The organism is Burkholderia sp. Ap-955 (genome assembly GCF_011753045.1).
Lineage (GTDB): Bacteria > Pseudomonadota > Gammaproteobacteria > Burkholderiales > Burkholderiaceae > Burkholderia > Burkholderia lata_D.
Genome location: NZ_VWWH01000049.1, coordinates 11729 through 37035 on the forward strand (window position 1 = coordinate 11729; position 25307 = coordinate 37035).

A 25307-nucleotide genomic window follows, 5' to 3' on the forward strand; every position below is an offset into this window, starting at 1 on the left:
CCCGCATCCCGTCACCCAGCAAAAAACACAAGCCACGTGGGAGATCCTATGCAGGTCAAGCTGTTCGCCGCGGCCACGCTCGCCGCCGCCCTTGCCGCCCCCGGCCTCGCCGCCGCCAAGCCGCTCACCGTCTGCACGGAATCGAGCCCGGACGGCTTCGACGTCGTGCAGTACAACTCGCTCGTCACGACCAACGCCTCGGCCGACGTGATCTTCAATACGCTCGTGTCGTACGACGAAGCCGCGAAGAAAGTCGTGCCCGCGCTCGCCGACAAATGGGACGCGAGCGCCGACGGCCTCACGTACACGTTCCACCTGCGCCCGAACGTCGCGTTCCAGACCACCGACTATTTCAAGCCGACCCGCGCGCTCGACGCGGACGACGTCGTGTTCACGTTCTCGCGGATGCTCGACGATGCGAACCCGTGGCACAAGGTTGCCGGCGCGAGCGGCTTCCCGCACGCGCAGTCGATGGGCCTCGTGAAGCTCGTGAAGTCGGTCACGAAGGTCGACGACAGCACCGTGAAGTTCGTGCTGAACGAGCCGAACGCGACGTTCGTGCCGATCCTGACGATGGGCTTCGCGTCGATCTACTCGGCCGAATACGCGGACCAGTTGCTGAAGGCCGGCAAGCAGGCCGACCTGAATGCGAAGCCGGTCGGCACCGGCCCGTTCGTGCTGAAGAGCTACACGAAGGACGCGCTGATCCGCTACGACGTGAACCCGACCTATTGGGGCACGAAGCCGAAGGTCGACCGGCTGATCTACGCGATCACGCCCGATCCGTCGGTGCGCCTGCAGAAGGTGAAGGCCGGCGAATGCCAGATCGCGCTGTCGCCGAAGCCGCAGGACGTGCTCGCCGCGAAGGGCGAAAGCGCGCTGAAGGTCGCGCAGACGCCCGCGTTCATGACCGCGTTCGTTGCACTGAACACGCAGAAGAAGCCGCTCGACAACGACAAGGTGCGCGAAGCGCTGAACCTCGCGTTCGACCGCGCGACCTACCTGAAGGTCGTGTTCGACAACACCGCGACGGCCGCGAACAACCCGTATCCGCCGAATACGTGGAGCTACGCGAAGGACGTCGCGCCGTATGCGTACGATCCCGCGAAGGCGAAGCAGTTGCTCGCGCAGGCCGGCTTCCCGAACGGCTTCTCGACGACGATCTGGACGCGCCCGACCGGCAGCGTGCTGAACCCGAACCCGAAGGTCGGCGCGGAGCTGCTGCAGGCCGACCTCGCGAAGATCGGCGTGAAGGCCGAGGTCAAGGTGATCGAATGGGGCGAGCTGATCAAGCAGGCGAAGCTCGGCCAGCATGACATGCTGTTCATGGGCTGGGCCGGCGACAACGGCGATCCGGACAACTACCTGTCGCCGCTGTTCAGCTGCAATGCGGTGAAGTCGGGCATCAACTTCGCGCGCTTCTGCGACACGCAGCTCGACAAGCTGATCGCCGACGGCAAGTCGACCGCCGACCAGGCCAAGCGCGCGAAGCTGTACGAAGCCGCGCAGAAGATCATCCACGACCAGGCACTGTGGATTCCGCTCGGCTACCCGACCGCGGCCGCGCTCACGCGCACGAACGTGAGCGGCTATCACGTGAGCCCGTTCGGACGGCAGAACTTCACGTCCGTCGCCGTGCAGTAACGCGACCCTCGCGCGTGGCGCGCAAGCGACGGTGCGTCGGGCCGTCGCTTGCGGCCCGCGCGCCGCGCTTGCTACACTGCGCGCCTATTCCTCATACCGGACGCCAGCCAAAGTGAACAACTAAGCCTTCCCGAAATGTTTTCGCCGCCGTGCCACGCACGCCGCGCGCGAAGGTCTTCACGCATTTTCGGAGGTGCTTATGGCTGCTGCCACGCCCACCGGCGCGCTCGTCGCGCTTCATCACGTTTCCTTCCGCTTCGACGACGGCTTCACGCTGTTCGATTCGCTCGACCTTTCCATCGATCGCACGCCGACCGGCCTCGTCGGCCGCAACGGCATCGGCAAGAGCCAGCTCGCGCAATTGATCGCGGGCCGCTGCGCACCGAGTTCGGGGACGATCACCCGGAATACGCCAGTCGTCTACGTCGCACAGCAGCACGACGACGACGTCGCGACCGGCCCGCGAACCGTCGCGCAGATCGCCGCGCTCGATGCACCGCTCGGCGCGCTCGAGCGTCTCGCCGACGGCCGCGCGGAACCGCACGACTTCGACCTGATCGGCGATCGCTGGGATCTCGCGGAGCGGCTGCGCACCGCGCTCGACGCAGCCGGCCTGCACGACGTGCAACCCGACACGCCCGCGCAGGCCCTGAGCGGCGGGCAGTTCGCGCGCGTCGCGCTGATCGGCGCGCTGCTGTCCGGCGCGGGCCTGCTCGTGCTCGACGAACCGACCAACCACCTCGACGCGCCCGGCCGCGCGTGGCTGCGCGCGGCGCTCGACGGCTGGCGCGGCGGCCTCGTCATCGTGAGCCACGACCGTGCGCTGCTCGCCGGCGTGCAGCGCATCGTCGAGCTGACGCCACAAGGCGTGCGCGCGTATGGCGGCAACTACGCGCTCTACCGCGCGCAGCGTGACGCGGAACAGGATGCCGCGCAGTCCGCGCTCGACAACGCGCGTGCCGAACGCGGACGCGTCAGGCGCAGGCTCGAACAGGAACACGACACGATCCAGCGCCACGCGGCTACGTCGCTGCGCGACGCGAAGACAGCCAACCTGTCGTCGATGGCAAAACAGAGTCGCAAGGGTACGGCGCGCAGCATCATGGGCACGGTGCGGCGCCACCAGAACGAATTCAAGGCGACACTCGACGAACGGGTACAGGAAGCAGCCGCGCGCGTCGAAGCCGATGCGCCCGTGCTCGTATCGCTGCCGGGCACCGAGGTCAGCGCGCGCCGCCAGCTGTTCACGTTCGAACGCGCGCGACTGCCGTGGCGCATCGCCGGCGATGCCGACGCGATCACGTGGTCGGCGAGCGGCCCCGTGCGCATCGCATTGACCGGCCCGAACGGCTGCGGCAAATCGACGTTGCTGCGCATGCTCGCGGGCGAGCTTTCGCCGCGTTCGGGCGTATGCACGACGCACGTGAGCGCCGCGTATCTCGACCAGCGGCTCGCGCTGCTCGATCCCGAGCGTTCGATCGTCGAGCAACTGGGGCTGCTCGATACGCCGCTCGCCGAAGGCGACCTGCGCAGCCGGCTCGCGCTGCTGCAGCTCGACGCGGTGCGCGCAACGCAGCCGGCGCGGCAGCTGAGCGGCGGCGAACGGCTGAAGGCCGCGCTCGCGTGCGCGTTGTGGCGCGGCACGCCCGCGCAACTGCTGCTGCTCGACGAGCCGACCAATCACCTCGATCTCGAATCGGTGCGGGCGATCGAAGCCGCACTGGCCGGCTTCCCCGGCGCGATCGTGGTCGCGTCGCACGACACCGCGTTTCTCGCGGCGCTCGACCCGACGCACACGATGCAATGGCATCGCGACGGGTGGCGCTACGAACCCGTCGCATGAGGAGAACGCAGGGGTGTCAGCCGGCGGTGCGGAACCGCAGCACGCCGTCGTCGCCCTGCTCGCGCACGAGTTCGCCCGCGAGCCACAGCAGGTTCAGGTGCGCGAGCGCCTCGCCGAGCGCGAACGTCATCTGGTGGATGTCGAGCTCGCGGCGGCGGAACATGATCGGCACGATGTCGGCTGCGCTCATCGGCTTTTCCGCGCACGCGACGCGCACTTCGGCCAGGCGCGCGTCGTGGTGTTCGCGCAGCTGCGTGATGCGCGTGCGCACGCCGCGGAACGGCTTGCCGTGCGACGGCAGTACCAGCGTCTCGGGCGCGATCGTCTCGTAGCGGCCGAGCGACTGCAGGTACAGCGCGAGCGGATTCGCTTCCGGCTCGAGGTCGAACACGGACACGTTCGTCGAGATGCGCGGCAGCACCATGTCGCCGGAGATCAGCACGCCGTCCGCTTCGCTGTGCAGCGCGCAATGTTCAGGCGAATGGCCGAAGCCGGTCACGACGCGCCACGTGCGCGCGCCGATCGTCACCGCATCGCCTTCGCGCAGGCGCCGGTAGCGCGGCGGCACGGCCGGCACGAGATCCGAGTAGTAGTTGCGACGGTTGCGCAGCTTGTCGAGCGCGGCCGGATCGGTCAGCCCATGGCGCGCGAAGTGGTCGGCGGCGGCCGCGCCGCCCGCGTTCGAGCCGTTGCCGGCCGCCATCAGGCAGCCGAACATGTACTCGCCGAGCGTCATCCACAACCGCACGTTCCAGCGGCCCTTGTCGCCGCCTTCGCACAGCCAGTTCGCGAGGCCGAAGTGATCGGGATGGCAGTGCGTGACGAGCACGCGCAGCACGGGCAGGCCGTCGAGATGCGTATCGAAGATCTGCTCCCAGTGCGTGCGGATCGCCTCCGACGAGATCCCGCAATCGACGATCGTCCAGCCGGCCTGCCCGTCGATCTCGTCGCGCAGCAGCCAGAGGTTGATGTGATCGAGCGAGAACGGCAGCGGCATGCGCAGCCAGCGCACGCCGGGTGCGACCTCGAACGTGTCGCCCGCGGCGGGCAGCGTGTCGGCGAAGGGATAGTCGAGTTGGTGTTCCAGTGCGTTCATCGGTGGGGCGTCTCGTCGTTATCGGTGCGATTGCGCGCCGGCGGCAGGCCGCGGCGGGCGTTCCGCCGATTCTATCGCCGTCCCGAGGAACGCGTGTCCGGCGGCTTTCCGCCCGTCAAAAAAAGTTCGTGCCAGAATCGGTTCCGTACCCGTATCTTTACGCGAAGATGCACCGAACGGCACCCAACGGCGGACAACCCGCCGCCTGCCGGCCGGCCGCGCCTCGCCGCAAAGCCATTGAACCGCCCGCTTGGGCGCTAAAATGGCGAGTGCTTACAGCCCCTCCCGAACGAGCCTGCACGCGATGAATCACTTCCCTAAACTGCTGTCCTCGCAGATCGGTTTCGACGTCGCACAGACGATGCTCGAAAACTTCGACCGCCACTACCGGATCTTCCGCGAGGCGGCCGTCGAGGCGAAGACGCTGTTCGAGCGCGGCGACTGGCACGGGCTGCAGCGGCTCGCGCGCGAGCGGATCACGTCGTACGACGATCGCGTGAAGGAATGCGTCGAGGTGCTGGAAGACGAATACGACGCGGAGAACATCGACGACGAAGTGTGGCAGCAGATCAAGCTGCACTACATCGGCCTGCTCACGTCGCACCGCCAGCCGGAGTGCGCGGAGACCTTCTTCAATTCGGTGTGCTGCAAGATCCTGCACCGCTCGTACTTCAGCAACGATTTCATCTTCGTGCGCCCGGCGATCTCGACCGAGTATCTGGAGAACGACGAGCCGGCCGCGAAGCCGACCTACCGCGCGTACTATCCGGGCACCGACGGGCTCGCGGCCACGCTCGAGCGGATCGTCACGAACTTCCAGCTCGAGCCGGCGTTCGACGATCTCCCGCGCGACATCGCATGCGTGATGGACGCGATCCACGACGAATTCGGCCATTTCGACGAAGCGCCGAATTTCCAGATCCACGTGCTGTCGTCGCTGTTCTTCCGCAACAAGAGCGCGTACATCGTCGGCCGCATCATCAACGCCGACCGCGTGCTGCCGTTCGCGGTGCCGATCCGCCACGTGCGTCCGGGCGTGCTCGCGCTCGACACCGTGCTGCTGCGCCGCGACCAGCTGATGATCATCTTCGGCTTCTCGCACTCGTATTTCCTCGTCGACATGGGCGTGCCGTCCGCGTACGTCGACTTCCTGTGCACGATCATGCCCGGTAAGCCGAAGGCGGAGATCTACACGTCGGTCGGCCTGCAGAAGCAGGGCAAGAACCTGTTCTATCGCGACCTGCTGCACCATCTGTCGCATTCGAGCGACCGCTTCATCATCGCGCCCGGGATCAAGGGCCTCGTGATGCTCGTGTTCACGCTGCCGTCGTTCCCATACGTGTTCAAGATCATCAAGGATCAGTTCCCGCCGCCGAAGGAAACGACGCGCGCGCAGATCATGGAGAAGTACCAGCTCGTGAAGCGCCACGACCGCCTCGGGCGGATGGCCGACACGCTCGAGTATTCGAGCGTCGCGCTGCCGCTCGCGCGGCTCGACCACGCGCTCGTGCGCGAGCTGGAAAAGGAAGTGCCGTCGCTGCTCGAATACGAGGACGGCAATCTCGTGATCGAGCACCTGTACATCGAGCGCCGGATGACGCCGCTCAACCTTTATCTGCAGAACGGCTCCGATACCGACGTCGAGCACGGCGTGAAGGAGTACGGCAACGCGGTGAAGGAGCTGATGAAGGCGAACATCTTCCCCGGCGACATGCTGTACAAGAACTTCGGCGTCACGCGCCACGGCCGCGTCGTGTTCTACGACTACGACGAGATCGAGTACCTGACCGACTGCAACGTGCGCCGCGTGCCGGCGCCGCGCAACGAGGAAGACGAGATGTCCGGCGAACCGTGGTATACCGTCGGCCCGCACGACATCTTTCCGGAGACCTACGGGCCGTTCCTGCTCGGCGACCCGCGCGTGCGCGACGTCTTCATGAAGCATCACGCGGACTTTTTCGATCCCGCGCTGTGGCAGGCCAGCAAGGACAAGCTGATCCAGGGCGAATTGCCCGACTTTTATCCGTACGACACCGCGCTGCGCTTTTGCCTGCGCTACCCCGCGCGCTTCGGCGCGACGGACCAGAACGAGGGCGCAGGCGACGCGCAGCGCGCCGCCTGACGCCCGCTATACCGCACCGATTGCGACCCGATTTCCGTCAACGGAATCCACACCGATGAACCCCCAAGACAATCCGCTTTCACACCTGTTCGACAACAACGACGCCTGGGTCAAGCAAAAGCTCGAGGACGACCCGCAATTCTTCGCGCGTCTGGCCCACCAGCAGGCGCCGGAATATCTGTGGATCGGCTGCTCGGATTCGCGCGTGCCCGCGAACGAGATCATCGGGCTGCCGCCGGGCGAAGTGTTCGTCCACCGCAATATCGCGAACGTGGTCGTGCACAGCGACCTGAACTGCCTGTCGGTGATCCAGTTCGCGGTCGACATCCTGCGCGTGAAGCACATCATGGTCGTCGGCCACTACGGCTGCTCGGGCGTGAACGCCGCCCTGCTCAACCGCCGCGTCGGCCTCGCCGACAACTGGCTGCATCACGTGCAGGACGTGCGCGAACGCCACACGGCGCTGCTCGACGCATGGCCGGTGGGCGAAGCGCGCTATCGCCGCCTGATCGAGCTGAACGCGATCGAGCAGGTGGTCAACGTGTGCCGCACGACGATCGTCAACGACGCGTGGGCGCGCGGCCAGTCGCTCACCGTGCACGGGCTCGTGTACGGCGTGCACGACGGCCGGATGCGCAACCTCGGGATGGCCGTGTCGAACTTCGAAGCGCTCGACGAGACCTACAAGCGCTGCGTGGCCGCGCTCGTCGCCGGCGGCGAGCACGCCCCGGACAACGACATGATCGCGGCGGATGCCGCGCGGCTCGAAGGCATCGCGCAGGCAGTCGCCGCCACGCTGAAGCCGTGCGACGACGCGAAGTAACGCCACGGCCTGCGCGGCGGTCGCTACGCAGGCGCGCAGCCGTGCCACCCATCGAACGGATCTGACACCGGCGCTGCCGCCACGGCGGCGCCAAGCAAAGGAGCGACGGGCATGAAAACCGCATTGATCGTCGGTGCATCGCGCGGCCTCGGCCGCGAATTCGTCCGCCAATACCGGCGCGACGGCTGGAACGTGATCGCCACCGCGCGCGACGACGCGTCGCTCGACGCGCTGCGCGCGCTCGGCGCGCAGGCCCATGCGCTCGACATCACGCAGCCCGAGCAGATCGCGGCGCTCGGCTGGAAGCTCGACGGCGAGCGGCTCGATGCGGCCGTGCTGGTGTCGGGCGTGTACGGGCCGCGCACCGAGGGGGTCGAGACGGTCACCGCCGAGGATTTCGACGCGGTGATGCATACGAACGTGCGCGGGCCGATGCAGTTGCTGCCGATCGTGCTGCCGCTCGTCGAGGACGCGCGCGGCGTGCTGGCCGTCGTGTCGAGCCGGATGGGCAGCATCGCCGAGGCGACCGGCACGACCGGCTGGCTGTACCGCGCGAGCAAGGCCGCGCTGAACGACGCGCTGCGCATCGCGTCGCTGCAGACGCGCCACGCCGCGTGCATTTCGCTCCACCCCGGCTGGGTGCGCACCGACATGGGCGGCGCGCAGGCCGCGATCGATCCGGAAACCAGCGTGACCGGCATGCGCCGCGTGATCGCCGAATCCGCCGCGGACGTGTCGCAGGCAAACGGCCGTTTCTTCCAGTACGACGGTATCGAGCTGAGCTGGTAGGCCACCGACAACTTTGCGTCGTTAATTCACGTTTCGCATGATTTTGAACCGACCTGACGCGTGCCCGTGCGGCGGCGCGTCCCCCGCTCCCGCCGGCAAAGCGCCGGCGCCCCGCTATGCGGCCTGCTGCGGCCGCTTCATCGACGGCGGCGAAGCCGCGCCGACCGCACTCGAGTTGATGCGCTCGCGGTACAGCGCATACGTGCTCGGCGCGACCGACTACCTGCGCGCGACCTGGGCCGCGCGCACCTGCCCGCCCGATCTCGACACCGACCCCGAAGCGCCCGACGCGCCGCGCTGGCTCGGGCTCGCGGTCAAACGCCACGCGCCGCTCGACGAGCGGCACGCGGAGGTCGAGTTCGTGGCCCGCTACAAGGTCGGCGGACGCGCTTACCGGCTCCACGAGACGAGCCGTTTCGAGCGCGACGAACAGGGTTTCTGGCGCTACGTCGACGGCGAAGTCAGTGAACGCTGACAAATAGTTGCTGTGTCAGACGCCGGGTAATTCCCGCATTGCACAACCCCATTTTGTCCGGCTACGATGACCTCGAATTGGTCATGTTGCATGGCAGGGCTTACGAATGGCGTTCAGCAAGGTATTGGTGGGATGGATGGCGGCGTGTGCGCTGTCGGCCGCTCAGGCCGGTACGCTGCCGAGCGCCAATACGGGGTCAGGTGCCGGCGCCAGCGGGTCGCTCGCCCATGCCGAACGCTTCGACTACGCCGATTCGAACCTGCCGCAGGTCGCCGCCGACCTGAACGAGCAGATCCTCCGCATTCCGGCCGACGCCTCGGGCACCGTCACGCTCGAGGCCACGCTCTTCAAGCCGAACGGGCCCGGCCCGTTCCCGCTCGTCGTCTTCAACCACGGCAAGAACACCGGCGATCTCCATCAGCAGCCGCGCAGCCGGCCGCTCGCGTTCGCGCGCGAATTCGTGCGCCGCGGCTATGCGGTGATCGCGCCGAACCGCCAGGGCTTCGCGGGGTCGGACGGTTCGTACCAGCAGGAAGGCTGCAACGTCGGCAAGAACGGCCTCGCGCAGGCAGCCGACGTCGACGCGACGGTGCGCTACATGTCGCACCAGTCGTACGTCGATGCGTCGCGCATCGTCGTCGCCGGCACGTCGCACGGCGGCCTCGTATCGGTCGCGTACGGCACCGAAGCCGCACCGGGCGTGCGCGGCATCATCAACTTCTCCGGCGGGCTGCGCCAGGACCTCTGCGACGGCTGGCAGAAAAACCTCGTCGACGCGTTCGACCAGTACGGCGCGCACACGGCCGTGCGGTCGCTGTGGCTGTACGGCGACAACGATTCGGTGTGGACGCCCGGGCTCGTCGCGCAGATGCACGACGCGTACGTTTCGCACGGCACGCAGGCCCAGTTCATCGATTTCGGCCGCTACAAGGACGACGCGCACCGGCTGATCGTCGATCGCGACGGCGTGCCCGTGTGGTGGCCGGCGGTCACCGCATTCCTCGCGCAGCTGAACCTGCCGACGTCGGTGCGCTATGCGGTCGCGAACCCGCACGAACCGAAGGCGAGCGGCTATGCGTCGATCGACTCGGTCAACGCGGTGCCGTATGTCGACGATGCCGGCCGTGAAGGCTATCGCCGCTTCCTGAACCAGCATCCGAGCCGCGCGTTCGCGGTGTCGTCGGAAGGCGCGTGGTCGTGGGCCGAAGGCGGCGACGATCCGATGGCGCTCGCGCTCGACAACTGCTCGAAGCAGGGCGCAGGTTCGTGCCGGCTGTATGCAGTCAACGACCGGGTCGTGTGGAACGGCGCGACGCAGACGGCCGACAACGACGACGGCAACGCACGCGACACCGGCACGCCGGCGCTGGCTTCGCGCTGACCAGCGGCGGCACTCGCCGCCGCTTTTTGTTTTCCTCCCCCCTCCTCCCTTTCGTTGCTTCGCGCGCGTGCAGCGTTCGCGACGGACGTCGCACATGCGGCACACAACGCATGTCGACATGAATGCGCCGTCTCGCAACCCCGCGCCCGAATTCTCCTCGTCACCGCTCGCCGTCAAGCGCGCGCCGATCAGCCGGGGCCGCATCATTCCGCACCACCGACTCCCCCTTCGCACCCCGTTTTTTCGCCCCGCCGCACCATCCGGCCCACGATTTTTTTCGGTTGGGGGGTCCCACTCGAACGTCGTCATCTGCGGTCATTTCGGGACATCTGAACCGTACCGTCCCGAGCCGCCCCGATCTGCGCCGAACTCCCGCCCGGCAAGGCTTTGCGGTGTTTGTAACCGGTAGTGCAACGGCTCGCGGAACACGCTAATCTCAGCGCGATTCGTATCTCGCCGCGCGGCATCCCGTCGATGCCGCGCGGCCGTTTTATCCCCCGGAGCCGCCTTGAGTACGCCAGCCACCGACGACTGGGTCGCGCGCAGCCTGCGCGCGGTCTGGCATCCCTGCACCCAGATGAAGCATCACGAGCGCCTGCCGCTGATCCCCGTCGCGCGCGGCGCGGGCCTGTGGTTGTACGACCGTGACGGCCGCCGCTACTTCGATGCGGTCAGCTCGTGGTGGGTCAACCTGTTCGGCCATGCGAACCCGGACATCAACGCGGCGCTGAAGGACCAGCTCGACACGCTCGAGCACGCGATGCTCGCCGGCTGCACGCACGAGCCCGCGATCGAGCTCGCGGAGCGGCTGCACGCGCTCACCGCGCGCACGCTCGGCCATGCGTTCTTCGCGTCGGACGGCGCGTCGGCGGTCGAGATCGCGCTGAAGATGAGCTTCCACGCGTGGCGCAACCGCGGCCGCGCGAACAAGCAGGAATTCGTCTGCGTCGCGAACAGCTATCACGGCGAGACGATCGGCGCGCTCGGCGTGACCGACGTCGCGCTGTTCAAGGACGCGTACGATCCGCTGATCCGCAATGCGCATGTCGTCGCGTCACCCGACGCACGCGGCGCGCTGCCGGGCGAAACGGCCGCCGACGTCGCGGGCCGAGCGCTCGCGGACGTGCGGCGCCTGTTCCTCGAACGCGGCGACCGGATCGCCGCGCTGATCGTCGAGCCGCTCGTGCAGTGCGCGGCCGGCATGGCGATGCATGATCCGTCGTACGTCCGCGGGCTGCGCGCGCTGTGCGACGAATTCGGCGTGCACCTGATCGCCGACGAGATCGCGGTCGGCTGCGGCCGCACCGGCACCTTCTTCGCGTGCGAGCAGGCCGGCGTCTGGCCCGATTTCCTGTGCCTGTCGAAAGGCATCAGCGGCGGCTACCTGCCGCTGTCGCTCGTGCTCACGCGCGACGACGTGTTCGCCGCGTTCTACGACGACGACACGACGCGCGGCTTCCTGCACTCGCATTCGTACACCGGCAACCCGCTCGCGTGCCGCGCGGCGGTCGCGACGCTCGACCTGTTCGAGCGCGACGACGTGCTCGCGGCCAATGCCCGCAAGTCGGCGACGATGCGCGCGGCGCTCGCGCCGCTCGATGCGCACCCGCAAGTACGGCACCTGCGCGAGCGCGGCACGCTGTTCGCGTTCGACGTCGCGCTCGACGGCGACGCGGCGCGCGGCTTCTCGCGTCGCTTCTTCGAACGCGCACTGGAACGCGAGCTGCTGCTGCGCCCGATCGGCACGACCGTGTACCTGATGCCGCCGTACGTGATGAGCGACGACGACATCGCGTGGCTCGCACAACGCACGCGCGACACGCTCGATGCAACGCTCGCGGAGATCGCTGGATGACGAACCCCCTCCTCGATACCCTGCAACGCGGTCTCGCCGAGCTCGACGCGCAAGGGCTGCGCCGCGCGCGCCGCACCGCCGACACCGCGTGCGATGCGCGCATGACCGTCGACGGCCGCGAGATCGTCGGCTTCGCGAGCAACGACTATCTCGGCCTCGCCGCGCATCCGGCGCTCGTCGCCGCGTTCGCCGAAGGCGCGCAGCGCTACGGCTCCGGCAGCGGCGGCTCGCACCTGCTCGGCGGCCATTCGCGTGCGCACGCGACGCTCGAAGACGAACTCGCGGCCTTCTCGGGCGGCTTCTCCGACGCGCCGCGCGCGCTGTACTTCAGCACCGGCTACATGGCGAACCTCGCCGCGATGACGGCGCTGACGGCCAAGGGCGCGACGATCTTTTCCGACGCGCTGAACCACGCGTCGCTGATCGACGGCATGCGGCTGTCGCGCGCGAACGTCCAGGTCTATCCGCATGCGGACACGGCCGCGCTCGCCGCGTTGCTCGATGCATCGGATGCCGAAACGAAGCTGATCGTCAGCGACACGGTGTTCAGCATGGATGGCGACATCGCGCCGCTCGCCGCACTCGTCGCGCTGGCCGAACGCCACGGCGCGTGGCTCGTCGTCGACGATGCGCACGGCTTCGGCGTGCTCGGCCCGCAAGGCCGCGGCGCGCTCGCGGCCGCCGCGCTGCGCTCGCCGCATCTCGTGTACGTCGGCACGCTCGGCAAGGCCGCCGGCGTCGCGGGCGCGTTCGTGATCGCGCACGAGACCGTGATCGAATGGATGATCCAGCGCGCGCGCAGCTATATCTTCACGACGGCCGCGCCGCCGGCCGTCGCGCACGCGGTATCGGCCAGCCTGAAGGTGATCGCGGGCGACGAAGGCGACGCGCGACGCGCGCATCTCGCCGCGCTGATCGACCGCACGCGCGCGCTGCTGCGCAACACGCGCTGGCAGCCGGTCGATTCGCACACGGCCGTGCAGCCGCTCGTGATCGGCAGCAACGACGCGACGCTCACGGCGATGCGCGCGCTCGACGCGCACGGCCTGTGGGTGCCCGCGATCCGGCCGCCGACGGTGCCCGTCGGCACGTCGCGGCTGCGTGTGTCGCTGTCGGCCGCGCATTCGTTCGACGATCTCGCCCGGCTCGAGGCCGCGCTGATCGAAGCCAGCGAGGCGCAGGCCGTGCAGGAGGCCGCGGCATGACCGCCCCGCTCTCGCTGTTCGTTACCGGCACCGACACCGAAATCGGCAAAACCTTCGTGTCGGCCGCGCTGCTGCACGGCTTCGCGCGACATGGCCTGCGCGCGGCCGCACTGAAACCCGTCGCGGCCGGCGCGTATGAACGCGACGGCGTATGGCGCAACGAGGACGCCGACCAGCTCGACGCGGCCGCGAACGTCGTGCTGCCGCCCGAGCTGCGCACGCCGTTCCTGCTGAAGGCACCGGCCGCGCCGCATATCGTCGCCGCGCAGGAAGGCGTGACGCTCGACATCGACACGATCGTCGCGTGCCATCGCGAAGCGCTGACGCGCGCGGAGATCGTCGTCGTCGAAGGCGCCGGCGGCTTCCGCGTGCCGATGAACGACACGCAGGACATGGCCGATCTCGCGGTCGCGCTCGGCGTGCCGGTCGTACTCGTGGTCGGCGTGCGGCTCGGCTGCATCAACCACGCGCTGCTCACCGCCGACGCGATCGCCGCGCGCGGCCTCAAGCTCGCCGGCTGGGTTGCGAACCACGTCGACCCGGCGATGTCGTTCCCCGACGAGAACATCGCGACGATGCGCGACTGGCTCGCCCGCGAGCACGGCGCATCGCTGCTCGGCCGCATTCCGCACCTGAACCCGGCCGCCCCCGAATCCGCCGCGGCGATGCTCGACATCGCCGCGCTCGTCGAGACGCTGCGCACCGCGCAGCATTGACTCAACCGAAACAGATCCCCCGATCCCTCATCCCCGACCAGGACAGGAAAACGATATGACTCAAGCCCAGACCACCACCGTGCAACCCGACGCGATTCCCGTGGCCGCTCCGGTCTCGCAGCGCTGGCGCGTCGCCGACGTCGTCGCGCTGTTCGAGCTGCCGTTCAACGACCTGCTCTTCCGCGCGCAGCAGGTGCACCGCGAGCACTTCGACGCGAACGCGGTGCAGCTGTCGACGCTGCTGTCGATCAAGACGGGCGGCTGCGAGGAAGACTGCGGCTACTGCTCGCAGTCGTCGCACCACGACACGGGCCTGAAGGCCGAGAAGCTGATGGACGTCGACGCGGTGCTCGACGCCGCACGCGCGGCGAAGGCGAACGGCGCGAGCCGCTTCTGCATGGGCGCCGCGTGGCGCAACCCAAAGGAGCGCCACATGCCGGCGCTGACCGAGATGGTGCGCGGCGTGAAGGAGCTCGGCCTCGAGACCTGCATGACGCTCGGCATGCTGGAAGACGAGCAGGCGCAGGAACTCGCGAGCGCGGGCCTCGACTACTACAACCACAACCTCGACACGTCGCCGGAGTTCTACGGCCAGGTGATCTCGACGCGCACCTACCAGGATCGCCTCGACACGCTCGACCGCGTGCGTGACGCGGGCATCAACGTGTGCTGCGGCGGCATCATCGGCATGGGTGAATCGCGTCGCGAACGCGCGGGCCTGATCTCGCAGCTCGCGAACCTGAACCCGTATCCGGATTCGGTGCCGATCAACAACCTCGTCGCGATCGAAGGCACGCCGCTCGAAGGCACCGCACCGCTCGACCCGTTCGAATTCGTGCGCACGATCGCGGTTGCGCGGATCACGATGCCGAAGGCCGTGGTGCGCCTGTCGGCCGGCCGCGAGCAGCTCGACGACGGCCTGCAGGCGATGTGCTTCCTCGCCGGCGCGAACTCGATGTTCTACGGCGACCAGCTGCTGACGACGAGCAACCCGCAGTCGCAAAAGGACCGTGCGCTGTTCGAGCGCCTCGGAATCCGTTCGAGCGATGCGGACGCGATGACGGCGAACGCGTAAGCGGCAGCACCGCGTACCCACGAAAAAGCCGGGGCATGCCCCGGCTTTTTTCATCCGATCGTCTGCACCGCGCTGCCCTGCGCGTCGCGGATCACGGTCTTCTCGACCCGCCAGCGCACGCCGTCGAGCCCTTCGACCGCATACTCGCCGGCGCGCGGCTGCAGCGTGCGCGCCAGCGCCTGCACGGTCGCATCGGTAAGCCGCAGCGTCAGCGTGCCGTCCTCGTCGGTCACGTCGTTCGCGTCACCGTGCACGAACCGCACCGCGCCGTCGTGACCGACCAGACGGAACGGCCGGTCGAACGGCAACCGCAGCGGCAGCAGCGTGACGAGTTCGTCGACCTGCCGTGCGCCGACGGTGATCTCGATCACCGGCGCGCGCAGCAACCGCTTGCGCGTTTCCCATCCAAGCACGTCCGTAAACAGCGAGCCGCTCGACGAGCCGTCGCGCCGGGTACCTTCGTCGACCTGCGCGCGCACGTCCGCGCGCTCGAGCAGCGACGCGCGGCCGAGATCGGTCACCCACAGCGGCATATGCGGCAGCAGCGTGTCGAGCAGTGCGCGCGTGCGCCAGCGCTTCGCGGCGCGCTCCTCGTCGAGCGTCAGCCCGACGATCTGCAGGAACGCCAGGTGGCCGTGCGGCGTATCGATCGCCGGCAGCTCCGGATCGAACACGAAACCCATCGAGCAGAGCTGCGTATCGGTATCAAGCGCGATCGGGCCGTTGGCCGTCATCCAGTGACCGTCGTCGAACGCGTTGCCGCTCTGGAACACGTAGCGCGCAAGATTCTGCAGAAAGCTGAACACCCAGTTCGGCGGCTCTTCGTCGGTGGCGCCGCAGGCGACGCGCATCGTCAGCTCGAAGCCGAAGCCGCTGACGGCCGGATCGTCCGACTCCTTCGCATACAGCTCGGAGAGCCCGTACGTGACGAAATGCCAGTGCGGTACGGGTTCCGCGCGCTTCCACACGCTGATGCCGTCGAGCGGATCGCGGCCGCCGAGCCGCCACTTGAGCAGCGTGCCGTAATGCTTCGGCTCCTGGCCCGGATAGACGCGCGCGAGCGCGCCGTCGATCGCGTCCCAGCCCGGCGCGCTGTCGTCGTCGGCGCTGTCCTGCGTGTCGTGTGATGCGTCCGTCATGCGGCCCTCTCTTCCCGTTGGTGTCCCGGTGTGTGGTGTCGGTGCGCGCGGCGGCGGCCTGCAGGCCGCCGTGTACATCACACGTGTGCCGCCGCGCCGTCGATCGCCGCGCGCACGCGCTCGACGAGTGGTTGATCGACCGGCGCCAGCACCTCGCCGCGCGGCCGTACGCCCGAGCCGAAATGCACCGCGCGCACGCCGGTCGCGCGGACGAAATCGCCGACCGCGTCGACCGTGAGCCCCGAGCCGGCCAGCACCGTGCAGGTCGAGCCCGCCGCCTGCCGCACCAGCCGCGTGATCGTACCGACCGCGTCGAGCACCGACGGATGGCCGCCCGACGTCAGCACCGACGTGACGGCCGGCACGCGCAGCAGCGCGTCGAAGGCGGCGTTGAGGTCGCGCGACACGTCGAACGCGCGGTGGAAGGTCAGCGCGCGGCCGTCCGCCGCGGCCGCAATGCGGGCCAGCGCGTCGAGATCGACGTCGCCGCGTGCGTCGAGCGCGCCGAACACGACGCCGTTCGCACCGGCCACGACGGCTGCACGCACGTCGCGTTCGATCACGCGGAGATCGTCGGCGTCATAGACGAACGAACGGCTGTGCGGGCGCACGATCACGTTGACGGGAATCGGCACGGCGGCCACGACGGCTTCGATCAGGCCGACGCTCGGCGTCAGCCCGCCTTCGGTGATCGCGGTCACGAGTTCGAGGCGGTCGGCGCCCGCGCGGGCGGCGGCCTTTGCATCGCCGACGGTCGTGGCGATCACTTCGAGGAGAACGGAGGAAGCGGCGTTTCGGTTCATGGGCGGCCCGCGAATCGTCAGGACAATTCGCGCATCCTAGCCGAGCCGCGTGACGGACGCCAGCGTGCCGGCCGCCGCGTACTTCAGCGGCGTCCTTCAGCGGCGCAATTCAGCCGGGGACGTCAGCCGCGCCGCATGAGCCAGACGCCGACGAGCGCGGACAACGCCGTCACGCCGGTGCCGGGCACGAAGCGGAACATGCGCGCGTTGAAGTACGCGCCCTGCTGCTGCATCACGTCGACGATCGCCGGTGTGAGCACGAGCATCCCCCAGCCCACCATCCCGAGCGCGGTGGTCGCGGCCGCGACGAGCAGCACGATGCCCGCGCCGCGCGCACGCGGCCGGAATGCGCCTGCAAACGCGCCCGCGGCGAGCAGCACGGCCGACACCGAGAACAGCACGGTGACGAATATGGCGGTCGCGCCCGCGTGGCCGACTTTCATGAACGCCGCCATCTGCGCGGCGATCACGCAGAAGCCGGCGATCGAGAACAGCACGATCGCCAGCGCGTTACGCACGACGCTCATGCGTTTGCCTGGAAATACGCGGTCGCGGGGCGCCGGAACAGCAGGTAGACGAACAGCGCGAACAGCAGGACGCCGGGGATCAGCACCGCGAGCATCGACGCCGGCATGTTGACGAACGAGAACGCAATGCCGATCACGAACGTCACGATGTAGGCCTTGCGCGACCACTCGCGGCCCTTCAGGATCGCGATGCCGATCACGACGTTCACGACTTCGAGGATCATGCTGATGCCGAACGTCGCCCAGACGGGCAGCAGGTAGTGCGACAGCAGCGCCTGGGTGGTCGGCATGCCGATCGAGAATGGCGTATAGACGCACGTGATCGCGTTGGTCACGATGATGATCCACGCGAGGATGGTCAGCGAAATCGGTCGTTTCATGGTGTTTTCCTTTTTATATTCGCCGCCATGGTGGCCCCCGGGACGGCGCGCTCGCGGTCACGACGGCCGCGGTCGCGCCATTGTCGGGGAAGCGCGCGGCGAACGCAACGACCGCCCCCGCGCGCCGCGCCACCGATCGCCGCATGCAGGCCGTGCGTCGCTACGCGGCTTCGGCCTCGTCGTCGGCCCAGTCGATATCGCCGCACAGCACGCGCTGCGCATCGCCGACGCGCACCGCCACCGACAGCGTCACGCACGGCTGCGCCTCGTTGATCGACAGGTACGGCCGCGTGACCTGCACGCGCCCCGGCTCGGCAATCGCCGAGCGGAAATACGGCCGACGCAGCCAGTTCGCGCCCTGCGCGTCCGCCAGCGGCGAGAAGCGCGCCTCGGCGAGCGCGCGGTCGGCGCGCAGCACGACGTTGCGGCCCGACTGGCGGCCGTGCGCGTCGAGCAGGAAGCAGCGCGCGGCCGCGTCGAGCGCGAGGAAGTTCCAGCACACCTCGTCGAGCGGCTCGCCGGCCGCGAGACGCTCGGCCGCCCGTTCGAACGCACGAAGGTACGGCGCGAGCCGCTGCGCATCGCGCCGCTCGCGCGCGTCGGTCTGCTGCCGGAAGCGCTCGGTCAGCTCGCCGATGCAGCCCGTCGCGGCCGCGCTGTCCGGCAGCCCCGGCGCCGGCCGGCCGAAGTAGTAGCCCTGCACGAAATCGGCCTCGCACGACAACGCGATCTGCGCCTCGTGCTCGGTCTCGATGCCCTCGACGAGCACCAGCTTGCCGGCCTCGTGCAGCAGCGTCACCAGCCCGTGCAGGATCGCGGTGAGCCCCGTGCGGTGCGCCGCGTGCGACAGCATGATGCGATCGAGCTTCACGATGTCCGGGTTCAGCTGCCAGATCCGCTCGAGGTTCGAATGACCCGCGCCGAAATCGTCGAGCGCGATCAGGAAGCCGTGCGTGCGGAATTCGCGCACGGCCTCGGCAAGCCGCTCGACGTCTTCCGCACGCTGTTCGAGCACTTCGAGCACGATGCGGCGCGGCGGCATGCCGAGCCGCTTCAGGTTCGCGAGCAGCGCGGCCGCCTGGAACGGGTCGGTGAGCACGCCCGGATGCACGTTGAGGAACAGCCACTCACGCTCGGCGCCGAGCAGCGCGAAGTTCTCGAGATGCAGCGCCTGCGCGAGCCGGTCGAGCTGCAGCAGTTCACCCTGGCGCGCGGCTTCGCCGAACACGTCGAGCGGCGACACGGCGCGATCGAGCGCATCGTGCGCGCGCAGCAGCGCCTCGTAGCCCACCGCGCGCTGGTGCGACAGGCTGAAAATCGGCTGGAATACGGTCGTGAGCGTCAGGTCGCGGTGCTGCGTCGCCAGACGTTCGAAGCCGGAACTCACCTCCCGCTCGAACCGGTACGGCGACGCGGCGGCCGGACGCTCCTGTTGCACGATCGTCATGCTGCCTTCCTCCTGGTATTGCCTTCGAACGCGGCGCCCGACGAAGCGAGCGGCGCGTGCAATGTCATGGTTGGACCCTCGGTTGTCCGGTCGACGCCGGACGGCTGCCGAACCTCAAGCAAGCTCCGTGCAAGGCGCCGACCGCCCGTGTGCCGCACGGCTCACGCCGGGCTGCCGCACCATCCCGGCGCAGGTTGCGCGCACCGTTTTCGTGCATGCGCACCGGTCGCTCGAAGGCAACCGTTACGCCAGCACGCTACACTCCGTACGATCGTTTCATTCCCCGTATTCGCCGTATCGATGGAAATCGTCTTCACCGTCCTGATCCTGCTGCTGACCGTCGCGCTGTCCGGCGCCGTCACACGCAACCTGCCCTTCCAACTACCGTTGCCGCTGATGCAGATCGCGTTCGGCGCGATGCTCGCGTGGCCGAAGCTGAACCTGCACGTCACGTTCGATCCCGAAATCTTCATGCTGCTGTTCATTCCGCCGCTGCTGTTCGCGGACGGCTGGCGAATTCCGAAGCGCGAGCTGTACCTGCAGCGCCGCGCGATCCTGATGCTCGCATTCGGGCTCGTGTTCATGACGGTACTCGCAGTGGGCTACTTCGCGCACTGGCTGATACCCGAGTTGCCGCTGCCGATCGCGTTCGCGCTCGCGGCCGTGCTGTCGCCGACCGACGCGGTCGCGCTGTCGGGCATCGCCGGCAAGGGCCGGATCCCGCCGCAACTGATGCACATCCTCGAGGGCGAGGCGCTGATGAACGACGCGTCCGGCCTCGTCGCCCTGAAATTCGCGATCGCGGCCGCGCTGACGGGCATGTTCTCGCTGCGCGACGCGTCGGTCACGTTCGTGATCGTCGCCGCCGGCGGGCTCGCGACGGGCGCGATCGTGTCATGGGCGTTCAGCGCGCTGTCGACGCGCTTCCTGAATGCCGAGCAGGAAGGCGATCCGGCCCCCGGCATCGTGATGACGCTGCTGGTGCCGTTCGCGGCCTACCTGTTCGCCGAGCACCTCGACCTGTCGGGCGTGCTGGCGGCCGTATCGGCCGGGATGATGATGAACTACACGAGCTTCTCGCGCAAAAGCACCGTCGCGTCGCGCGTGCGCGCCGAAAGCACGTGGGCGATGATCGAGTTCGTGTTCAACGGCATGGTGTTCATCATGCTCGGGCTGCAGCTGCCGCACATCATCGGCCGCACGCTCGTCGACGCGCACCACACGAGCGACGCGCTCGTCGGCCGGATGATCTTCAACGTCTGCGCGATGATGCTCGCGCTGTATGCGATCCGCTTCCTGTGGGTCTGGCTGCTGCGCTGGTTCGCCAGCCGTCGCGCCGCGCGCCGGGGCCTCGCGGGCACGATGGCCGGCGTGCGCACGATCGCGGTGATGACGGTCGGCGGCGTGCGCGGCGCGGTCACGCTCGCCGGTGTGCTGTCGATTCCGGTCGCGCTGTCCGACGGCGTACCACTGCCCGGCCGCGACACGGCGATCTTCGTCGCGTCGGCCGTGATCCTCGGCTCGCTCGTCGTCGCAGTGATCGGCCTGCCGCTGCTGCTGCGCGGTGTGCGTTCGTCACGCAGCCCGCTCGGCGACGAGGAGCGCGCCGCGCGCGCGGCCGCCGCGCAGGCCGCGATCCGCGCGATCGATACGTCGCACGACGCGATCTCGGTCGATCTCGACGAATCGGGCGCCGCACGCTGCGCAGACATCTCCGCACGCGTGATGGACCAGTACCGCCGCCGCCTCGCGACGCTCGCCGAGGACGGCCCCACGCCGCGCGCGGAAGCGAAGCAGGCCGAAACGATGGAACTGCAGATGCGGATCGCGGCCGTGCGCGCGGAACGCTCCGCGCTGTACCGGCTGCGCAGCGAGAGCAAGATCTCCGACGAAACGCTGACGAAGCTGCTCCGCGAGATCGACCTGTCGGAAACCGCGCTGTCGACGCGCAAGAAAGGCATTCTCTAAAGGGCCGGCCGCTGCCTGTACGCAGCAGCCGGGGCCCAGGAAAAAACGGCGACGCACGCGCGTCGCCGTTTTCACATCCGCCCGCGTTCGCGTTACTTCGCGACGACGACCGGAATCCCCTTCAGCATCCCCGCGCCCTTCATCTCGTCGAGCGCGTGCTGCACGGCCGCGCTCGTCGCCGCTTCGATGCCGAGCTGCAGCGCGAGCTCGCGCTCCGCGCGCTTCACGCCGGCAAGATTGCGCACCTTCACGTGACCGAAGCCGCGCACGCGTGCATGCAGGTCGGCCAGCTGCGTGACCTGCGCCGCATTGCCGGCCGTCGTCGCGGCGAGCGCACGCGTGAGCGTCGTCTCGTAGTCGTCGGCGAGCGCACGCTCCATCTTGCGCTCGACGGTGCGGCCGAACGGATCGAGCCACGTGCCGCGCAGGCTGCGCACGCGCGCCAGCATGCCGAACACCGGCCACATCCACTGGCCGAACACGCGCTTCTTCGGCGCGCTGCCGTCGCTGCCGGCCTTTGCGACCGTCGGCGGCGCCAGGTTGAACTTCACGCGATAGGCCTGCCCCGGCACGCCTTCGAACTGCGCTTCGAGCGCCGTGCGGAATGCGTCGTCCGTGTACAGCCGCGCGACCTCGTATTCGTCCTTCACCGCGAGCAGCCGGTAGAACGTCGTCGCGACCGCGCGCGTCAGTGCGTCGTCGCCCTTCGCGCGCGCCGCGTTCACCAGTGCGCGGTAGCGCTCGACGTAACGCGCGCCGCCGTATGCGTCGAGGCGCGCTTCACGATCGGCGATCAGTTCGGCGAGCGTCTCCGGCGCGGCCTGCGCGGCCACCGTGTGACGCGCGTTCCACAACGCATCGAGGCCCGCCGCGTCGCCGGCCGCCATCCGGCCGATCGAGAACGCGAGCTTGTTCATCGGCACCGCGACGTTGTTCAGCTCGATCGCGCGCATCATCGCCGCGAGCGACACCGGCACGAGGCCGAGCTGCCATGCGTAGCCGAGCATCAGGATGTTCGCGCCGATCGAGTCGCCGAGGAACTTCGCGGCGAGCGCCTGCGCGTCGCAGCTCGACAGGTAGCCGTCGCCGGCCGCGTGGCGCATCTTCTCGAGCAGCGCGTCCGCATGCAGGTTCGCGTCGGGGTTCTGCACGAACGACGCGTTCGGAATCCGGTGCGTGTTGACGACGATCCGCGAACGCTCGTGACGCACCGTCTGCAGCGCCTCGGCGCTCGCGCCGACCACCATGTCGCACGCGAGCAGCACGTCCGCCTGCTGCGTGTCGATGCGCACCTGGTTCAGCCACCGGTCGCTCGATGCGATCCGCACGAACGACAGCACCGAGCCGCCCTTCTGCGCGAAGCCCATGAAGTCGAGCACCGACGCGCTCTTGCCTTCGAGGTGCGCGGCCATGCTGATCAGCGCGCCGACCGTCACGACACCCGTGCCGCCGACGCCCGTCACGAGCATGTCGAACGGCGCCGCGTCGAGATGCGTCGCCGGCACCGGCAGCGCATCGACCCGCACGGCGAGCGCGGCTTCGTCGAATGCGGCACCGGCCGCCTTCTTCAGCGCCGCGCCTTCGACCGTCACGAAGCTCGGGCAGAAGCCGTTCACGCACGAATAGTCCTTGTTGCACGACGACTGGTCGATGCGGCGCTTGCGGCCGAGCGGTGTTTCAAGCGGCTCGACCGACAGGCAGTTCGACTGCACACCGCAATCGCCGCAGCCTTCGCACACTGCGTCGTTGATGAACAGGCGCTTGTCCGGGTCGGGGAATTCGCCCTTCTTGCGGCGGCGGCGCTTCTCGGCCGCGCAGGTCTGGTCGTAGATCAGCACGGTGACGCCCGGCGTCTCGCGCAATTCGCGCTGCACGGTGTCGAGTTCGCTGCGGTGATGGAACGTCGTGCCCGGCGGGAACTGGCCGTGATGACCGTCGTACTTCTCCGGCTCGTCGGACACGACCACGAAGCGCGACACGCCTTCCGCCTCGACCTGCCGCGCGATCTGCGGCACCGAGATGCTGCCGTCGACCGGCTGGCCGCCCGTCATCGCGACCGCGTCGTTGTAGAGGATCTTGTACGTGATGTTCGCTTTCGCGGCCACGGCCTGGCGGATCGCGAGGATGCCCGAGTGGAAGTAGGTGCCGTCGCCGAGGTTCTGGAACACGTGCTTCGTGTTGGTGAACATCGCGTGCGCGGCCCAGTCGACGCCCTCGCCGCCCATCTGGATCAGCCCCGTCGTGTCGCGCTCCATCCACGATGCCATGAAGTGGCAGCCGATGCCGGCCTGCGCGATCGAGCCTTCCGGCACCTTCGTCGACGTGTTGTGCGGGCAGCCCGAGCAGAAGTACGGCGTGCGCTTCACCGCATCGGCCTCGTTCGACAGGATTTGCGGCGCGACGAGATCGACGACGCGTTCGCGGCGGTCGAGCGCCGGCTTGTGGCGCGCGAGCCAGTCGGCGAACACCGGCAGGATGCGCGACGGGCGCAGCTCGCCGAGTTCGGACAGCAGGCAGGCGCCGGCGGCGTCGTGCTTGCCGAGCACGCGCGGGCGCGCGCCTTCCGTGCGGTTGTACAGGTAGTCCTTGATCTGCTGCTCGATGACCGGGCCCTTCTCCTCGATCACGAGCACTTCGGCGAGCCCGTCGACGAAGGTTTCGAGGCGCGTCATTTCGAGCGGATACGACAGGCCGACCTTGTAGATCCGCACGCCGGCCGTATCGAGATCGGCCACCGTCAGGTCGAGGCGGCGCAGCGCTTCCATCAGGTCGAGGTGCGCCTTGCCGCAGGTCACGATGCCGACGTTCGCCTGCGCGCTCGGCGCGATCCACTTGTCGATGCTGTTGGTGCGCGCGAAATGGCGCACCGCGTCGAGCTTCGCGGCGAGGCGCGCCTCGATCGTGAGGCTCGGCAGGTCGGGCCAGCGATTGTGCAGGCCGCCCGCCGGCGGCGTGAAGCCTTCCGGCGCGGGCCACTGCGTCTGCAGCGCGTCGAGGTCGACGGTCGAGCCCGATTCGACCGTTTCCGAGATCGCCTTGAAACCGACCCACGCGCCCGAATAGCGCGACAGCGCCCAGCCGTACAGGCCGAATTCGAGCATGTCGGCGATGTTCGCCGGGTTCACGACCGGCATGTGCCACGCGATCATCGCGAAGTCGCTCTGGTGCGGCATCGACGACGACACGCAGCCGTGGTCATCACCCGCCACCACCAGCACGCCGCCGTGCGGCGACGAACCGTACGCGTTGCCGTGCTTCAGCGCGTCGCCGGCGCGATCGACGCCCGGGCCCTTGCCGTACCACATCGCATACACGCCCTCGACCGTGCGCTCGGGATCGGCCTCGACCCGCTGCGTGCCGAGCACGGCCGTGCCGCCGAGTTCCTCGTTGATCGCGGGCAGGAAGCGCACGCCGCCGGCGTCGAGCAGCTTCTTCGCCTTCCACAGCTGCTGGTCGACCATGCCGAGCGGCGAGCCGCGATAGCCGCTGACGAAGCCGGCCGTGTTGAGCCCCTGTTCGGCGTCGACCATGCGCTGCATCAGCAGCAGGCGAACCAGCGCCTGCGTGCCGGTCAGGAAGATCCGGCCGTGCGTCGCGGTCAGGTTGTCGGTCAGGCGGTAGTCGGACAGGGCAGGCGTGCCGTCGACGGGCAGGCGGGCAGTCATGGGGGGAAGTCTCCGGATTGTGCTGTTCTGGGCTGCTCGGCAGGGCGTCGGGCGACGCGTGACTGGCGGCAGCGAATGACTCTATTTTTTCGCGCGCAGCCGAGAATGTTTTTTCTCATCTTGCTCGGGCGAGCCCTCAGTGAGAAAAACTGCGCAGCTTTTTGCCGGGATTTGAGAGAGTTTTCGCGCATGGCGGTCGGGCGGGATCGGCGACGCGTCGGGGCGGGCGGCCCGTTTGCCGGGGAAACGCGTGGCGGTCCGACGGTGGCCCAGGGGAGGTGGCGGGTGGCGCTCGTGCCCCGTGTGACAAGGGTTTCAGCGCGTCGTGGCGGTGACGCTCACCATTGAAATGCA

Annotated in this window: 19 protein-coding genes; 12 read left to right on the plus strand and 7 right to left on the minus strand. The window is 68.6% G+C overall.

Annotated elements, in window-relative coordinates; all coding sequences use genetic code 11:
- Window positions 1-48 precede the first annotated feature (48 nt).
- Together F3J15_RS23315 and F3J15_RS23320 are read left to right on the plus strand one after the other, a co-directional pair.
- Window positions 49-1644, plus strand: a complete 1596-nt coding sequence (locus F3J15_RS23315; RefSeq protein ID WP_069248988.1) for an ABC transporter substrate-binding protein — start codon at window positions 49-51, stop codon at window positions 1642-1644.
- A gap of 199 nt (window positions 1645-1843) precedes the next feature.
- Window positions 1844-3487, plus strand: a complete 1644-nt coding sequence (locus F3J15_RS23320; protein WP_166894300.1) for an ABC-F family ATP-binding cassette domain-containing protein — start codon at window positions 1844-1846, stop codon at window positions 3485-3487.
- A gap of 16 nt (window positions 3488-3503) precedes the next feature.
- Here F3J15_RS23320 and F3J15_RS23325 read toward each other — a convergent pair whose 3' ends face one another.
- Window positions 3504-4583, minus strand: coding sequence for an MBL fold metallo-hydrolase (locus F3J15_RS23325; protein WP_166894302.1), 1080 nt, complete (start codon window positions 4581-4583; stop codon window positions 3504-3506).
- A gap of 304 nt (window positions 4584-4887) precedes the next feature.
- Between F3J15_RS23325 and aceK the strand changes: the two genes are divergently transcribed.
- From aceK to bioB, 9 genes are all read left to right on the plus strand, one after another.
- Window positions 4888-6705 (plus strand): bifunctional isocitrate dehydrogenase kinase/phosphatase, encoded by a 1818-nt coding sequence (gene aceK, locus F3J15_RS23330; protein ID WP_166894305.1) that lies wholly within the window; start codon window positions 4888-4890, stop codon window positions 6703-6705.
- 55 nt (window positions 6706-6760) lie between these two features.
- On the plus strand, window positions 6761-7528 hold the full coding sequence (gene can / locus F3J15_RS23335) for a carbonate dehydratase (protein ID WP_069248994.1): 768 nt from the start codon (window positions 6761-6763) through the stop codon (window positions 7526-7528).
- 111 nt (window positions 7529-7639) lie between these two features.
- Window positions 7640-8317, plus strand: coding sequence for an SDR family oxidoreductase (locus F3J15_RS23340; protein ID WP_069248995.1), 678 nt, complete (start codon window positions 7640-7642; stop codon window positions 8315-8317).
- Between the two features lie 37 nt (window positions 8318-8354).
- A complete protein-coding gene (locus tag F3J15_RS23345; protein WP_069248996.1) occupies window positions 8355-8792 on the plus strand; it encodes a YchJ family protein in 438 nt (145 codons plus the stop codon).
- Window positions 8793-8898: 106 nt separating this feature from the next.
- Window positions 8899-10173 carry a CocE/NonD family hydrolase gene (locus F3J15_RS23350; protein ID WP_166894307.1) on the plus strand — a complete coding sequence of 425 codons (1275 nt, stop codon included), beginning with the start codon at window positions 8899-8901 and terminating at the stop codon, window positions 10171-10173.
- A 508-nt stretch (window positions 10174-10681) separates the two neighbouring features.
- Window positions 10682-12028: an adenosylmethionine--8-amino-7-oxononanoate transaminase gene (gene bioA / locus F3J15_RS23355; RefSeq protein ID WP_166894309.1), complete on the plus strand. Its 1347-nt coding sequence runs from the start codon at window positions 10682-10684 to the stop codon at window positions 12026-12028.
- Window positions 12025-13233, plus strand: coding sequence for an 8-amino-7-oxononanoate synthase (gene bioF / locus F3J15_RS23360; RefSeq protein ID WP_166894311.1), 1209 nt, complete (start codon window positions 12025-12027; stop codon window positions 13231-13233). Before bioA ends, bioF begins: the two co-directional genes overlap by 4 nt.
- Entirely contained in the window at window positions 13230-13949 is a 720-nt protein-coding gene (bioD, locus tag F3J15_RS23365; protein WP_166894313.1) for a dethiobiotin synthase, read from the plus strand. The genes bioF and bioD overlap by 4 nt, the downstream gene beginning before the upstream one ends.
- Before the next feature lie 55 nt (window positions 13950-14004).
- The gene (gene bioB / locus F3J15_RS23370) at window positions 14005-15024 is read left to right on the plus strand and encodes a biotin synthase BioB (protein WP_069249002.1); all 1020 of its coding nucleotides are present in this window, start codon (window positions 14005-14007) and stop codon (window positions 15022-15024) included.
- 50 nt (window positions 15025-15074) lie between these two features.
- Here the strand turns inward: bioB and F3J15_RS23375 are convergent, their stop codons facing one another.
- The 5 genes from F3J15_RS23375 to F3J15_RS23395 form a co-directional block, all read right to left on the minus strand.
- Complete coding sequence (locus F3J15_RS23375) at window positions 15075-16163, minus strand: suppressor of fused domain protein (protein WP_166894315.1); 1089 nt, start codon at window positions 16161-16163, stop codon at window positions 15075-15077.
- Between the two features lie 77 nt (window positions 16164-16240).
- Window positions 16241-16966, minus strand: coding sequence for a copper homeostasis protein CutC (locus F3J15_RS23380; RefSeq protein ID WP_166894317.1), 726 nt, complete (start codon window positions 16964-16966; stop codon window positions 16241-16243).
- A gap of 122 nt (window positions 16967-17088) precedes the next feature.
- The gene (locus F3J15_RS23385; protein WP_166894319.1) at window positions 17089-17493 is read right to left on the minus strand and encodes a hypothetical protein; all 405 of its coding nucleotides are present in this window, start codon (window positions 17491-17493) and stop codon (window positions 17089-17091) included.
- Complete coding sequence (locus F3J15_RS23390; protein ID WP_166894321.1) at window positions 17490-17873, minus strand: hypothetical protein; 384 nt, start codon at window positions 17871-17873, stop codon at window positions 17490-17492. Before F3J15_RS23390 ends, F3J15_RS23385 begins: the two co-directional genes overlap by 4 nt.
- 160 nt (window positions 17874-18033) lie before the next feature.
- Window positions 18034-19320: an EAL domain-containing protein gene (locus tag F3J15_RS23395; protein ID WP_166894323.1), complete on the minus strand. Its 1287-nt coding sequence runs from the start codon at window positions 19318-19320 to the stop codon at window positions 18034-18036.
- 300 nt (window positions 19321-19620) lie between these two features.
- Here F3J15_RS23395 and F3J15_RS23400 point away from each other — a divergent pair, with 300 nt between their 5' ends.
- Window positions 19621-21288, plus strand: coding sequence for a Na+/H+ antiporter (locus F3J15_RS23400; protein ID WP_089446535.1), 1668 nt, complete (start codon window positions 19621-19623; stop codon window positions 21286-21288).
- A gap of 92 nt (window positions 21289-21380) precedes the next feature.
- Here F3J15_RS23400 and F3J15_RS23405 read toward each other — a convergent pair whose 3' ends face one another.
- Window positions 21381-24953, minus strand: coding sequence for an indolepyruvate ferredoxin oxidoreductase family protein (locus F3J15_RS23405; RefSeq protein WP_166894325.1), 3573 nt, complete (start codon window positions 24951-24953; stop codon window positions 21381-21383).
- Between the last annotated feature and the right edge of the window lie 354 nt (window positions 24954-25307).

Excerpts from the sequence above, each read along its gene's own strand:
- F3J15_RS23340 (WP_069248995.1), top strand. The coding sequence starts at position 7,640 with ATGAAAACCGCATTGATCGTCGGTGCATCGCGCGGCCTCGGCCGCGAA.
- F3J15_RS23385 (WP_166894319.1), bottom strand. The coding sequence starts at position 17,493 with ATGAGCGTCGTGCGTAACGCGCTGGCGATCGTGCTGTTCTCGATCGCC.
- F3J15_RS23400 (WP_089446535.1), top strand. The coding sequence starts at position 19,621 with ATGGAAATCGTCTTCACCGTCCTGATCCTGCTGCTGACCGTCGCGCTG.
- F3J15_RS23395 (WP_166894323.1), bottom strand. The coding sequence starts at position 19,320 with ATGACGATCGTGCAACAGGAGCGTCCGGCCGCCGCGTCGCCGTACCGG.
- F3J15_RS23315 (WP_069248988.1), top strand. The coding sequence starts at position 49 with ATGCAGGTCAAGCTGTTCGCCGCGGCCACGCTCGCCGCCGCCCTTGCC.
- F3J15_RS23345 (WP_069248996.1), top strand. The coding sequence starts at position 8,355 with ATGATTTTGAACCGACCTGACGCGTGCCCGTGCGGCGGCGCGTCCCCC.
- F3J15_RS23320 (WP_166894300.1), top strand. The coding sequence starts at position 1,844 with ATGGCTGCTGCCACGCCCACCGGCGCGCTCGTCGCGCTTCATCACGTT.
- F3J15_RS23380 (WP_166894317.1), bottom strand. The coding sequence starts at position 16,966 with ATGAACCGAAACGCCGCTTCCTCCGTTCTCCTCGAAGTGATCGCCACG.
- F3J15_RS23405 (WP_166894325.1), bottom strand. The coding sequence starts at position 24,953 with ATGACTGCCCGCCTGCCCGTCGACGGCACGCCTGCCCTGTCCGACTAC.
- F3J15_RS23325 (WP_166894302.1), bottom strand. The coding sequence starts at position 4,583 with ATGAACGCACTGGAACACCAACTCGACTATCCCTTCGCCGACACGCTG.
- can (WP_069248994.1), top strand. The coding sequence starts at position 6,761 with ATGAACCCCCAAGACAATCCGCTTTCACACCTGTTCGACAACAACGAC.
- aceK (WP_166894305.1), top strand. The coding sequence starts at position 4,888 with ATGAATCACTTCCCTAAACTGCTGTCCTCGCAGATCGGTTTCGACGTC.
- bioF (WP_166894311.1), top strand. The coding sequence starts at position 12,025 with ATGACGAACCCCCTCCTCGATACCCTGCAACGCGGTCTCGCCGAGCTC.
- F3J15_RS23390 (WP_166894321.1), bottom strand. The coding sequence starts at position 17,873 with ATGAAACGACCGATTTCGCTGACCATCCTCGCGTGGATCATCATCGTG.
- bioD (WP_166894313.1), top strand. The coding sequence starts at position 13,230 with ATGACCGCCCCGCTCTCGCTGTTCGTTACCGGCACCGACACCGAAATC.
- bioB (WP_069249002.1), top strand. The coding sequence starts at position 14,005 with ATGACTCAAGCCCAGACCACCACCGTGCAACCCGACGCGATTCCCGTG.
- F3J15_RS23350 (WP_166894307.1), top strand. The coding sequence starts at position 8,899 with ATGGCGTTCAGCAAGGTATTGGTGGGATGGATGGCGGCGTGTGCGCTG.
- F3J15_RS23375 (WP_166894315.1), bottom strand. The coding sequence starts at position 16,163 with ATGACGGACGCATCACACGACACGCAGGACAGCGCCGACGACGACAGC.